The organism is Legionella geestiana, from assembly GCF_004571195.1.
GTDB classification, from domain to species: domain Bacteria; phylum Pseudomonadota; class Gammaproteobacteria; order Legionellales; family Legionellaceae; genus Legionella_B; species Legionella_B geestiana.
Genome location: NZ_CP038271.1, coordinates 939,622 through 952,120 on the forward strand (window position 1 = coordinate 939,622; position 12,499 = coordinate 952,120).

Here is a 12,499-nt window from a genome sequence, read left to right on the forward strand (position 1 = left end):
CGGACAACATCGATTATCAGCTGGTGACTTCTTCCTGACGGCGCAGAAAAGCCGGAATGTCGAGGTAATCAACATCAGGCACCGCATCGGTAGCAGGACGGCTGGCGCTGTTGGCCTGCTTGCGAATGACAGCCGGCTTGTCAAGCTGATGATAGTCGAGCGTTCCGTCACTGCGGGTCGTTTCCATAAGGCGCGCCGTGCGGGCCGCAGGCGCCTGCGCTGCTGCTGTTCGCTGGCGGTTCTCACCAAGGCCGGTCACGATAACGGTTACCCGCATTTCGTCCGTCATGTCAGGATCTATCACCGTGCCCACAACAACGGTGGCATCATCAGAAATAAATTCCTTAACGACATCGCCGACTTCTTCAAATTCACCAATCGTCATGTCAAGACCCGCGGTGATGTTCACGAGAATACCGCGTGCACCGGAGAAATTAACATCTTCAAGCAATGGAGAGGCAATCGCGGCTTCTGCTGCCTGGCGTGCGCGCTGCTCACCACTGGCGCTGCCGGTTCCCATCATGGCCATGCCCATTTCCGACATCACCGTTCGAACGTCTGCAAAGTCGACGTTAATAAGGCCTGGGCGGGTAATAAGATCAGCAATCCCTTTCACGGCTCCGAGCAGCACGTCATTCGCGGCTTTGAAAGCATTCAGCAGGCTGATGTTTTTGCCAAGTACGCTAAGCAGCTTGTTGTTCGGGATAGTAATCAGAGAGTCTACGGTTTCAGCAAGACGGCGAATGCCCTCTTCTGCAGCCAGTGCACGCTGTTTTCCTTCAAACGAGAACGGACGCGTTACAACTGCTACGGTCAGGATACCAAGTTCACGCGCGACTTCAGCGAAAACAGGTGCCGCACCGGTACCGGTGCCACCGCCCATACCGGCAGTGATAAACACCATATCAGCGCCAGCGAGAATTTCACGAATGCGTTCGCGGTCTTCTTCCGCTGCCTGACGGCCAATTGCGGGATTAGCGCCTGCCCCAAGGCCTCGGGTCAATTCATCGCCAAGTTGAATCAGCACATCTGCATTAGAGCCCTTCAGAGCCTGTGCATCGGTGTTGGCGCAAATAAATTTTACGCCGGGGATTTTTGCCTCGACCATGTGGCCGACCGCGTTTCCGCCACCGCCACCTACACCGGCAACTATAAGCAGCGCTTCTTTCTCTGGACTGTTTTCCATCAATTCAAACATTACCGCGTCTCCCCTGAAATTCGTTCTTGATTGTATGCTTCAAAAATTACCGTTAAACCATGCCTTCATCCGTGACCATACCCCTTTCGCACCATCACCCATTGGGGTAACGGCATACCCGCTTTCATACTGCTGTTGAAACCCATGCAGCAAGAGCCCCACCGCCGTCGACAGTGAAGGATTGATATCCGCCTCAGCAAGTCCTGCGACATGTACCGCGTTTCCGCGGCGCACCGGCATCTGGAACGTCAGCTCCGCGAGTTCAATGGCACCGTTCACACAGGAAGCTCCCCCCGTCAGCACAATGCCTGAAACGATGCTGTCGGCAAAGCCGCTGCGCTTCAGTTCATTATGCACGAGCGTGAAAAGTTCTTCATAACGCGCGGCGACCACTTCAGACAGAGCGCGTGCAGAGATTTTACGCCCGGGACGTTCATTGACGCTCAAGACATCAATCATTTGGTTACTGTCGGCAAGCTCCGGCAGGGCACACGCATGTTTGAGCTTGATGGCTTCGGCCGCTTTTGCCGGTGTGCGCAGTGCCATGGCGATGTCATTAGTCACCTGATCGCCTGCAATAGGAATGACTGCCGTGTGCGCAATCGCGCCATCGACAAATACGGCGACATCGGTCGTACCACCGCCAATGTCAATGAGGCAGACGCCGAGTGCTTTTTCATCGTCGGTCAAAACCGCATGGCTTGAGGCGAGCTGCTCAAGGATGATATCCCCTACATCGAGTCCACAGCGTCGCACGCACTTCGCAATGTTCTGGGCGGCACTGACGGCACCGGTCACAATGTGCACACGCGCCTCGAGCCGCACGCCCGCCATCCCGGCCGGTTCGCGAATACTGCCCTGGTTATCGATGATGAATTCCTGAGGCAGTACATGCAGAATTTTCTGATCGGCAGGAATCGCTACGGCTTTGGCGGCATCTATGACACGTTCCACGTCTGCGGCTGATACTTCCTGGTCGCGAATAGCGACAATACCATGAGAATTGAGGCTTCTAATATGACTGCCGGCAATACCGGCATAGACCGTGCGTACATCCGTTCCCGCCATTAATTCCGCTTCTTGAACGGCACGCTGAATGGAGTTGACTGTCGCCTCAATGTCGACAACGACTCCACGCTTCAGGCCACGCGAGGGATGCCGCCCCATGCCAGTCACCTCTATGGTGCCATCGGCATTCACCTCGCCAATAAGGGCGATGACTTTGGACGTGCCGATATCAAGGCCTGTAATGATATTTTTTTCCGGTTTCTTAGCCATGCTTTTCCCGTTTATTGTTTCCAGCGCACGGCCATGCCGTGCGGATATCGTAAATCCACGCTCGCCATCTGATTTGGTGTGTCTCCAAATACGGCCGGATAAGCCTTACAAAAGCGGTGCAGACGCGTTTCCAAATCCTTTTTTCCGAGGCGTATTTCAAATCCGTTCGCCAGGGTGAGCTCCCATGCCTGATTATCGCGCAAATTCAGTGCAGTGGCATACATGCCATAGTTCGATAATAGCTTACTCAATTTTTTGTAAACTTGTAAGACTTCTGCGCGCTGGGTTTCAGGACCTGTTAACACCGGGAGTGTTGGAAGACTCCCTGCCCCCTCAGAAAGCGGCACCAGTGCACCATCCTGCGTAAGAATAGTCTGGTTCCAGCGGGCAAGAGGGGTGCGTTCTTTCAGGCGAATCACCAGCGTATCCGGCCACTGACGCTCCACATCCGCTTTTTCCACCCAATCAAGTTCTGAGAGCCTCGCATAAAGACGGCGCACCGGCAGGGAAAAAAAACTCGCCCCTGAAAATTCTGAGAGAATAGACTCAAGGGTGGTGCGGCTTACATGGCGATAGCTTGCGGTAATTTTAACAGTGTTGACCGGAAAGCGTTCAGGACTCGCGAGGTACCAGTAAACAAGGCGCGCCGCGAGCAGCAGCGCACACACCACGAGAAAGCTCATCAGCCAGGCATCGCGCCACTGCTCGCGTTCTGCTTCCATAATCTGCCCTGCTCTCCGGACTTACTGATAATCGGTAACCAGCTGTTTTTCTGCTCGGTAATGCATGCCAGCAAGGCGTATCAGTGTATCGAGCAACTCCGTGTAGGAAAGACCTGATGCTTCCCACATTCTTGGGTACATGCTGAACGGCGTGAAGCCCGGCAATGTATTGATTTCATTAAAGAAGATACGGTTATTGACATCATCCACAAAGAAATCGGCACGCGCCATGCCCCGACAGCCGAGCTGCGCAAAAATAGTGCGCGCAGCCTCCTGCAGGCGGTTTTGAAGCGCCAGCGGCATAACAGCCGGTACCACCAGTTCGTTTTTATCGCTTTCAACATATTTGGCGTTGTAAGAATAAAACCCGTCTGGATGGTGCACGCAAATTTCACCCGGAAGGCTCACCCGCGCAGGCTCTCCTGGCAGCTCGCTTTCCAGCACGGAAAGTTCTATCTCACGCCCTTTCACAAAGCCTTCAATCAGCACGTTCCGGTCATAGCGCAGTGCGTCTATCACCGCATCAGTGAGCGACGCTGGTGTATCCACCTTATGAACGCCAACACTTGACCCCTGCGACATTGGTTTCACAAAAAGCGGAAACCCAAAGGCCTGCGCGCTTTCCCGACAAATACGGGCGCGTGTGTCCGCATCCATGCCTGAGCTGATTTCTCGGCTCGGCGCAACTTCGACACCCTCTACCTGAATCAGGCGTCTTGCCATGGTTTTGTGCATGCCAATCGCTGAAGCCAGAACATCGCATCCTACATAAGCCACGTCCGCAAGCTCCAGCAGCCCCTGCAGACAGCCATCTTCATACAGAGCGCCATGTGCGATGGGAAACACCACATCAGCATCAATGGCCAGCCGGCCATTCATCAAAAGAGAGGCAATCGGCGTTGACTGCGCGCCTCGCACCGGGAGCGCGCCCTTTGCGGCGAAGTCCCGCATTTCCTGCAGAGAGTTGCGAAAAAAACATCCCGCCTTGTCCATGCCAACAGGAATAACTTCATATTTTTGCGGGCTCAGGTTCATCAGCACGCTGGCCGCTGAAATCAACGACACCTCGTGTTCACCGGAACGACCGCCATACAGCAATATCACCCTGACCGGTTGTGACATGTTATTCTCCAAGGATATGCACTTCCGTAATCAGTTCAATGCCTGTCTGTGCATGCACTGCTTCACGGATATGTACTATCAGCGATTCAATATCGGCGGCACTGGCCGTCCCTTCATGGTTGATGATGAAGTTGGCGTGCTTTTCCGAAACACGGGCTCCACCCAGGCGTTTGCCCTTGAGGCCGCAGGATTCAATCAGGCGCGCCGCGTGCGTACCCGGCGGGTTACGAAACACCGAGCCACAGTTGTACTCGCTGGTGGGCTGGGTATTCGCGCGGTGTTCAAGCAGTTGCCGAATTTTTTCAAGCGATGCCGCTTTCTCGCCCTGCGAGAACGAGCAGGTGGCCGCCACAAACCACTCGTTATCCGGCACGCGAACGTGTCGGTAGGCAATATCAAAGTCTGCGGGTGTACGCGTGTGACGCTGTCCATCACGCGTCATGGTTTCTACCGATACCACAAATTCCCAGGTTTCATGCCCAAAACAACCGGCATTCATGCGCAGCGCCCCGCCCATGGTGCCGGGAATTCCGGCCCAGAATTCGCCACCCTCGAGGTTATTGCGTGCGCAAAATCGCGCCATGCTCGCACAGGATACCCCGGCTTCCACACGCACAAGCCCCTCTCCCACCAGCGCGATGTCCCTGAGGCATCCCTGCGTCAGGATAACCGTCCCCTCAAAGCCTGAGTCACGAATCAGTGAGTTACTCCCAAGCCCAAGCCATACAAGCGGCTCCTCTTTGGGAAGACGCGCGAGGAAGCGTGATAAATCATTGATGCTGGCAGGCTTATAGAGACGTGACGCCTCACCCCCAACCCGCCAGGTCGTGTAGCCCGCAAGTGGTTCCTTGAGGAGCAGTACGCCCTCATATCCAGATTCTGACAATGGCGAACGTTCGATGGTGTTCACGCTGTCTCCTCGTGAGGCTGCATCAGATTCAAAGCCATCTGGCCGATGTTACCGGCCCCCTGAAGCAAAATCACATCTCCGTCCTGCACCTGCGCATCGAGCGCGCTGGCCAGCGAATTTTGTTCAGTAATCCGTACAACAGAGGTGCCACGTGCCGCAATTTTCTCGGCAAGCGCCTCACTCGAGATACCTGGCAGTGGTACTTCTCCGGCAGAGTAGATATCAAGCAGCAACAACGTGTCAGACAGGCAGAGGCTATCGACAAACTGGGGGAAAAGCGACTGGGTACGCGAATAGCGGTGTGGCTGAAACACGTGTACAAGGCGACGCCCGGGCCATACGCGGCGAAAGGCATCAATGGTCGATGCAATTTCCTTGGGATGATGACCATAATCATCGACAAGCAATGCGCGACCTCTGGCAAAAAGACGCTCTCCGAGCATCTGAAAACGCCGCCCGACTCCCTGAAATGTCGCAAGTCCCCTGATAATCGCCGCATCGTTTACGCCAACTTCGGTGGCGATGGCGATGGCGGCAACCGCGTTTAACACATTGTGGCGACCGGGCCATGGAAACTGTATGGACAAGGGCGCATGTGGTTCTGGACGCGTTACGCTAAATTCACTGACCAGACCGCTTTGAGTCCATCCACTGATGCGATAGTGCGCATCCTCACGAAAACCATAGGTACGCACCGGACGCGCAATATCAGGCAGAATGCGGCGAATTTCTTCATCTTCAGCGCATACCACGGCAAGTCCATAAAACGGCAGGTGGTGCAAAAATTCGAGGAACGTGTCACGCAACCGGTCAAAGTCGTCACCATAGGTTCCCATATGGTCGGCATCAATGTTGGTGACCACCGCCATCAGCGGCTTCAGGAAGAGGAAAGAGGCGTCGCTCTCATCGGCTTCCGCCACAATCCAGGGCGAATGCCCAAGTTGCGCATTCGTGCCGCTGCTGTTGAGTTTGCCACCAATGACAAAGCTTGGGTCGAGGCCGCCCTCGGCGAGCAGACTGGTCACAAGGCTTGTGGTGGTGGTTTTGCCGTGCGTACCGGCAATGGCGATGCCATGGCGATAGCGCATGAGCTCTGCCAGCATCGCCGCACGCGGTATGACTGGCACGCCTGCAGCGCGTGCCGCAACAATTTCGGGATTCTCAGAGGCCACCGCGGTCGATTGCACGACCACATCCGCACCGGCGATGTTATCCAGGTGATGGCCGATAAAAACGGGAATGCCGAGCGAGCGCAGGCGTTCAACACTGCGGTTTTCTGAAAGATCAGAACCTGATATCCGGTAACCCTCGTTATGGAGTACTTCCGCGATGCCACACATGCCGGCACCCCCAATCCCCACAAAGTGGATTCGCTCTACCCGCCCCATCCTTGGCGTTACATAGTTCCCCGTTGTGTTCACCCGTGTCCCCTTTGTGAGGCTGGTCTGCCCAATCCAAGGGAGAGCCAGCGATTCTCGTGATCAATGCGCAATAACAACGCCACCACTACACAATTGACGACCATGCTGGCACCGCCATAACTCATAAACGGCAGCGTCAACCCTTTGGTCGGCAGCAGTCCGGCATTCACCCCCATGTTAACCACTGCCTGCATCCCAAGCCAGAAAGTCAACCCGAATGCCGTCCATGCTGCGAAAAAGCGCTCGCTCTCCAGTGCGTCGCGCCCAATTTTAAGACCTCTTCCTACCAGTATACTATACAGTGTCATCACCACGAGAACTCCCGCAAGCCCCAGCTCTTCTGCCAGTACTGCAAAGAGAAAGTCCGTGTGCGCTTCGGGCAGATAAAACAGTTTTTGGACACTATCCCCAAGGCCGGTGCCAAACCATCCACCGCGTCCAAAGGCAATCAGCGACTGTGTCAGCTGATAACCGGTATCAAACTGATCTGCCCAGGGGTCCAGAAAAGCTGTCAGACGCGCCATGCGATAGGGCGAGGACACGGCTAAAACAGCAAGACTCACGAGCACAATAATAACGAGGCCTGCGTAATAGCGCAGTTTCACACCTGCAAGAAACAGCATGGCCATGGTGGTAGAGGCTATCACCACCGTGGCGCCAAAGTCTGGCTCAAGCAGCAGAAGGAAAGCAAATACTGAAAGAATAATCATCGGCAGGAGAAAGCCGGAAATCGACTGACGCACCTTTTCCTGGTGACGCACCAGATAACCAGCCATGTAGAGAATCATGGTCAGTTTCGCAAGCTCTGATACCTGAATGCCAATCGGCCCAAGTGCGAGCCAGCGGCGACTGCCATTAACTGTGCGCCCGATACCGGGTATCAGCACCAGCACCAGCATCACGAGGCAGACAAGCAGGAGCGGCACCCCAAGTTTTTCCCAGAAACTGCTGTCCGTGCGGACCACTATCAAGGCAAGCATCAGCCCCACTGCGAGATAACATCCCTGGCGTATCAGAAAATGAAACGGCTGATGATAATATTTGACGGACACCATCACCGAGCTCGAAGCCACCATCATGAGGCCTGTGATGATGAGGCCGAGCACCGCTCCCATCAGCCAGCGGTCATAGAGTGCCAGAGGTCCTGGCGCATGGCGGGCGCGTTGGGCAGTCACAGTGCGTTTACCTCACTGGTAAAGCACTCGCCACGGTGGTTAAAATCCCGAAACATGTCAAAGCTTGCGCAGGCAGGCGATAACAGCACCACGTCCCCGGGTTGCGCGCAGGCTCGTGCTCTGGCAATGGCGTCTTTCAGTGTCGCGGCACGATGAAGTGGCACGGTGCCATCAAGCGCGCGGGCTATTTTTTCAGCGTCTTCTCCTATCAGGATCACGGCACGGCCAAACGCTTCGACCGGCGCGCGTAACTCGCTGAAATCGGCACCCTTGCCCTGTCCACCGGCAATCAGGACGATTTTACCGGAAAGGCTCGCGCCGGTGCCGGCAATAGCCGACACGGTGGCGCCGGTATTGGTGCCTTTAGAGTCATTGATCCATTGCACGCCATCAAGTGTGCGCACCCACTGACAGCGGTGGGGCAGGCCCTTAAAGGAGGTCAGCGCACGGACAATGGCCTCATCGGAAATACCGGCGCTGTGAGCAAGGGCCGCGGCTGCCAGGGCATTCTGCCAGTTGTGGCGTCCCTGAAGTGGCAGGTCTGCGCAGTCAAGGAGCTGTTTCGGGCCCCTCGAAAGGTATGTATGCCCATTTTCAGTCTGCAACCCCCAGTTATCAGCAGAAGGCGCGTCAAGGCCGAAACTGATGCACGTGGTGCCTGAGGCAGCAGGCGGACGCGTCAAAGGGTCTTCCCGATTAATGACAAGGGTCGATGCATGGTGCGCGATGCGGTGCTTGGCCGCCACATAAGCTTCGAGTGACTTGTGGCGGTCAAGGTGGTCTGGCGTTACGTTTAAAATGGCCGCGGCGATTGGGCGCAGGCTCTCCTGCAAATCGAGCTGAAAACTTGAAAGCTCAAGTACCCAGATTTCGGGCACTTCTGCAGTCTCAAGGACATCGAGCACCGGTGTGCCGATGTTGCCGGCAACCGCGACCCGCATCCCGGCCATGCGGGCCATTTCGCCAACCAGTGCCGTAACCGTTGATTTGCCATTGGTACCGGTTATGGCAATGACCGGTGCGTCTATTTCACGCGCGAGGCATTCGATATCGCCCCAGACCGGAATGTTCAATGCGCGCGCTTTTTGCAGTACCGGCGTATCAAGTGGCACACCAGGGCTTGCTACCACGGCGCAGAGTGATGAAAACACGGAATCAGGCAGCGTCCCGGCAAAAGTTTCCACACCAGGAAACGCCTCCCTGAAGGCCGACAACACCTCTGGCGCTTCTCGGGTATCAAAAGCGATAAACGGCTGGTTCTGACGCTGCAGATGGCGTGCGATTGAAAATCCGGTTTTACCAAGTCCCGCTATCAGCATCGGTTGTTTCTGCATGGCCGCTCCGTTCAGCGCAGTTTAAGTGTGGCAAGCCCGCACAGCACAAAAATAACCGTCATAATCCAAAACCGTACGATAACTTTTGGCTCCGACCAGCCCTTGAGTTCAAAATGGTGGTGCAGAGGGGCCATGCGAAACAACCGCTTCCCGCCTGTCCACTTGAAATACCCTACCTGCAGGATAACTGAAAGGGTCTCAAGCACAAAGAGCCCGCCCATGATAAGCAGCACAAGCTCCTGGCGCACGATGACTGCCACGGTTCCAATACCGGCTCCAAGTGCCAGCGAGCCAACATCCCCCATGAATACCTGCGCCGGATAGGTGTTGTACCAGAGAAATCCAAGTCCCGCCCCCACAATCGCCGAGCAGAAAATAGTAAGCTCGCCGGTGTTGGGCACATAGGGAATCGCGAGGTAATGCGCATACACGGCGTTACTGCTGGCATAGGCAAAAACCCCGAGCGCGCCTGCCACCATGACGATGGGCACAATGGCAAGACCGTCAAGGCCATCGGTGAGATTGACCGCATTGCTCGAGCCTACAATCACGAAGTAAGACAGCACCACAAATGCAGCGCCAAGTGCGATGTGCCAACTTTTGAAAAACGGTACGGTGAGAGCAGTGTTGACCGGCAGACTTGCGTGCAGGTAAAGGTAAAAGGCTGCCACCAGCGCGATGACGGACTGCCAGAAGTATTTCTGGCGCGCAGAAAGACCGGCGCTGTTCTTACGCACCACTTTACGGTAATCATCCACCCAGCCCACAAGGCCAAAGGCCAGCATGACAAGGAGCGCGAGCCATAAGGCCGGCTGGCGCAAATCTCCCCACAAAAGGCAGCTCGATGTTATCGCAAAAAGAATGAGGGTGCCGCCCATTGTTGGGGTACCGGCTTTTGAAAGGTGGGTTTGCGGGCCATCATCGCGCACCATCTGCCCAATCTGCAGCCCCCGAAGCCATCGAATCATGGCCGGCCCAAAAAACAGTCCGACAATCAGCGCCGTCAGCGCGGCCAGAATGGAACGAAAGGTAAGGTACTGAAACACGCGCAGCGCGTGGTATTGTTCCTGCAAAAGCTGTGTCAGCCAATAGAGCATGGTTCAGCTCCTCCCCTTGTTATCGCCCACGGCACATGTATACGCATCCTAAAGATACCCCGGGTACATAAAAAACTGGCAAGCATAACACGCCTGATGGCCTTCAGCCCATCAGTTCCCGCACAATTTTTTCCATCCCCGCCGCACGCGACCCCTTGACCAGTACCGTAGTCTGCGCATCAAGACAGGGCAGCAGGGCCTCTACAAGGGATGACTGGCTGGTAAAATGCGCTCCGCCCGTTCCAAAAGCGCGTGCCGCAAAGGCGCTGAACTCGCCACAGGTCATGAGCCGGTCTATACCGCGGCTCCTTGCCGCTTCCCCCGCCTGTTCGTGATGCGACTGCGCCCACGCGCCGAGCTCGCCCATGTCACCAAGTACCAGAATGCGCTGCCCTGCACGCGCTGCCAGCACATCGATGGCGGCAAGTACAGAGCTGAGATTCGCATTATACGTATCATCTATTATGGTGGACTGCCCTTTCCCGCCAAACGTGGCAAGACGCCCGGAAACTCCCTGAAAGCGACTGAGTCCGCTGACTATCGCTTGAAGACCAATGTCAGCAGCCAGACAGCAGGTGGCGGCGGCAAGCGCGTTACGCACCGAATGCGCCCCCGGAACCTGAAGGGTTACGGGTAACGCCTCTGTGCCAGACACAAGAGTAAACGCTGCACAGCCGTTTGCATCAAAATGGATGTTCTCTGCATACACATCGGCCTTGTGCGCGGCGGAAAAGCGCCATACACGGCGTGCGCCCAACATGGCGTCCCAGTGGTGGGCGAATGCGTCATCATCGTTTACTACGGCAGCACCTTCTGAGGGGAGGGCTGCGTAAATTTCGCCTTTGGCGTTTGCAACACCCTCAATGCTGCCAAATCCCTCGATATGAGCGGGCGCTATGGAATTAATGAGTGAGACTTGCGGGCGCACAATGTGTGCGGTAAAGGCGATTTCACCGGGGTGGTTGGCGCCGAGCTCAAAAACGGCATACCGATGCTCTGGTGTCAGTTTGAGAACAGAAAGCGGTACGCCCAGATGATTGTTCAGGTTGCCACGGGTCGCCATGGACGGCTCTGGCAGAATACCGGCTATCATTTCCTTGACAGTGGTTTTACCATTGCTGCCGGTAACTGCAATGACTTTGCAGTCAACGGTTTCACGGTGCGCGCGCGCCAGTTCTGCCAGTGCTTTCTCAGCATCAGGCACCACAAACACGGGAACGGACACGTTTTCAGGCGCGCGTTCGCAGACAATGGCCGCGGCACCACGCGCGATGGCGTCCGCGATGTATTGATGCCCGTCATAACGCTCGCCACGCAGGGCGACAAAAAGCGAATCAGGCTCGAGCGTGCGGCTGTCAGTGCTGACACCGCCGGACAGCCTGCTGTCACGGGAGCAGGTGCCCCCGAGTACTGCCGCAACAAACGCGAGATTCATGGTTTTTCCCGATGCTTAAAAATCCAGTCTACTGATTCCCGCACAAACCCGCCAGCGGGGCAGCCATCATGCCACCCGCGAATCGGTTTCCACGCTGCCAATCTGACGGTGCAGGCGATTGATGGTCTCATCAGTCAGCACACGGCGTGAGGCATCCAGTAAATCGGCATCAAGACCGTCTGCAAGGTGGCGTGCCGTGTCGAGCATGACGTTAAGGCGTTCTTCATCAATGCCGCTGTTACCGCTTTGTTCCATAAAAAGACAAAGACCCCGCACACCAAACGCACCGATGTTCTGCAAATCAAAAACACCGCTGGCCGTAGCAGCTGCAAGGCTGCAAAGGACGGCGCCGGTGCCGTTGGGGTTTTGATAGCGGTGGAAAATTTGTCCTTCACCAAAGCGAAGACCGGCTGCCAGCACGGTTTGCAACAGTTCGTAGCCTGCAAACTGGCGATTTTCACGCGCACGCAAAAAAAGCATGATGGTGCCGCCGGAGGGCGCGGTATCCCGTGCCTCGCTCGCCGGTGCGCTGTAGGCAGGAGGCGTTTCCACGACAACACGGGTCGCCTCGCGGGTGGAGAGCGTCGGCAAAACATCCGCCTCTTCTTCCTCACCGGAAATGCGGCGCACCGAGAGAATTTCATCGAAAGCCGTATCGAGTCGTGGTGTGCCTGCCACACGCGCCTGTGGCGCGAAGTTCTGGCGTCGCACCTTCATCAGACAGCCTATGGCAATCACTACCCCGATGAGTAAAACGACATTTAAAACCAGACTCCAGTTCGCCTGCATGTTCTCTCCCGCGCCAAG

Annotated in this window: 11 protein-coding genes; all 11 read right to left on the bottom strand. The window is 55.9% G+C overall.

Annotated features, from left to right (window positions below; genetic code table 11):
* Window positions 1-16 precede the first annotated feature (16 nt).
* The 11 genes from ftsZ to E4T54_RS04135 all read right to left on the bottom strand — a co-directional run bounded on the left by ftsZ (window position 17) and on the right by E4T54_RS04135 (window position 12,481).
* Window positions 17-1,198, bottom strand: a complete 1,182-nt coding sequence (gene ftsZ, locus E4T54_RS04085) for a cell division protein FtsZ (RefSeq protein WP_028386065.1) — start codon at window positions 1,196-1,198, stop codon at window positions 17-19.
* Between the two features lie 39 nt (window positions 1,199-1,237).
* A complete protein-coding gene (gene ftsA / locus E4T54_RS04090) occupies window positions 1,238-2,476 on the bottom strand; it encodes a cell division protein FtsA (protein WP_028386066.1) in 1,239 nt (412 codons plus the stop codon).
* Between the two features lie 11 nt (window positions 2,477-2,487).
* The gene (locus E4T54_RS04095; RefSeq protein WP_028386067.1) at window positions 2,488-3,198 is read right to left on the bottom strand and encodes a cell division protein FtsQ/DivIB; all 711 of its coding nucleotides are present in this window, start codon (window positions 3,196-3,198) and stop codon (window positions 2,488-2,490) included.
* A gap of 21 nt (window positions 3,199-3,219) precedes the next feature.
* Window positions 3,220-4,320, bottom strand: a complete 1,101-nt coding sequence (locus tag E4T54_RS04100) for a D-alanine--D-alanine ligase family protein (RefSeq protein WP_028386068.1) — start codon at window positions 4,318-4,320, stop codon at window positions 3,220-3,222.
* A 1-nt stretch (window position 4,321) separates the two neighbouring features.
* Window positions 4,322-5,221 carry a UDP-N-acetylmuramate dehydrogenase gene (gene murB, locus E4T54_RS04105; RefSeq protein ID WP_028386069.1) on the bottom strand — a complete coding sequence of 300 codons (900 nt, stop codon included), beginning with the start codon at window positions 5,219-5,221 and terminating at the stop codon, window positions 4,322-4,324.
* A 5-nt stretch (window positions 5,222-5,226) separates the two neighbouring features.
* Window positions 5,227-6,618 carry a UDP-N-acetylmuramate--L-alanine ligase gene (gene murC / locus E4T54_RS04110; RefSeq protein WP_115152868.1) on the bottom strand — a complete coding sequence of 464 codons (1,392 nt, stop codon included), beginning with the start codon at window positions 6,616-6,618 and terminating at the stop codon, window positions 5,227-5,229.
* A gap of 29 nt (window positions 6,619-6,647) precedes the next feature.
* Window positions 6,648-7,766 (bottom strand): putative lipid II flippase FtsW, encoded by a 1,119-nt coding sequence (gene ftsW, locus E4T54_RS04115; protein ID WP_081776718.1) that lies wholly within the window; start codon window positions 7,764-7,766, stop codon window positions 6,648-6,650.
* Between the two features lie 56 nt (window positions 7,767-7,822).
* Window positions 7,823-9,160 carry a UDP-N-acetylmuramoyl-L-alanine--D-glutamate ligase gene (gene murD, locus E4T54_RS04120; protein WP_028386072.1) on the bottom strand — a complete coding sequence of 446 codons (1,338 nt, stop codon included), beginning with the start codon at window positions 9,158-9,160 and terminating at the stop codon, window positions 7,823-7,825.
* 11 nt (window positions 9,161-9,171) lie between these two features.
* On the bottom strand, window positions 9,172-10,257 hold the full coding sequence (gene mraY, locus E4T54_RS04125; protein WP_028386073.1) for a phospho-N-acetylmuramoyl-pentapeptide-transferase: 1,086 nt from the start codon (window positions 10,255-10,257) through the stop codon (window positions 9,172-9,174).
* A 103-nt stretch (window positions 10,258-10,360) separates the two neighbouring features.
* On the bottom strand, window positions 10,361-11,692 hold the full coding sequence (locus tag E4T54_RS04130) for a UDP-N-acetylmuramoyl-tripeptide--D-alanyl-D-alanine ligase (RefSeq protein WP_028386074.1): 1,332 nt from the start codon (window positions 11,690-11,692) through the stop codon (window positions 10,361-10,363).
* A 66-nt stretch (window positions 11,693-11,758) separates the two neighbouring features.
* Complete coding sequence (locus E4T54_RS04135) at window positions 11,759-12,481, bottom strand: cell division protein ZipA C-terminal FtsZ-binding domain-containing protein (protein ID WP_028386075.1); 723 nt, start codon at window positions 12,479-12,481, stop codon at window positions 11,759-11,761.
* Between the last annotated feature and the right edge of the window lie 18 nt (window positions 12,482-12,499).

Bases quoted from the DNA above. Each gene is read 5' to 3' on its own strand.
- ftsZ (WP_028386065.1), bottom strand. From the start codon at position 1,198: ATGTTTGAATTGATGGAAAACAGTCCAGAGAAAGAAGCGCTGCTTATA.
- ftsA (WP_028386066.1), bottom strand. From the start codon at position 2,476: ATGGCTAAGAAACCGGAAAAAAATATCATTACAGGCCTTGATATCGGC.
- E4T54_RS04095 (WP_028386067.1), bottom strand. From the start codon at position 3,198: ATGGAAGCAGAACGCGAGCAGTGGCGCGATGCCTGGCTGATGAGCTTT.
- E4T54_RS04100 (WP_028386068.1), bottom strand. From the start codon at position 4,320: ATGTCACAACCGGTCAGGGTGATATTGCTGTATGGCGGTCGTTCCGGT.
- murC (WP_115152868.1), bottom strand. From the start codon at position 6,618: ATGGGGCGGGTAGAGCGAATCCACTTTGTGGGGATTGGGGGTGCCGGC.
- ftsW (WP_081776718.1), bottom strand. From the start codon at position 7,766: ATGGGAGCGGTGCTCGGCCTCATCATCACAGGCCTCATGATGGTGGCT.
- murD (WP_028386072.1), bottom strand. From the start codon at position 9,160: ATGCAGAAACAACCGATGCTGATAGCGGGACTTGGTAAAACCGGATTT.
- mraY (WP_028386073.1), bottom strand. From the start codon at position 10,257: ATGCTCTATTGGCTGACACAGCTTTTGCAGGAACAATACCACGCGCTG.
- E4T54_RS04130 (WP_028386074.1), bottom strand. From the start codon at position 11,692: ATGAATCTCGCGTTTGTTGCGGCAGTACTCGGGGGCACCTGCTCCCGT.
- E4T54_RS04135 (WP_028386075.1), bottom strand. From the start codon at position 12,481: ATGCAGGCGAACTGGAGTCTGGTTTTAAATGTCGTTTTACTCATCGGG.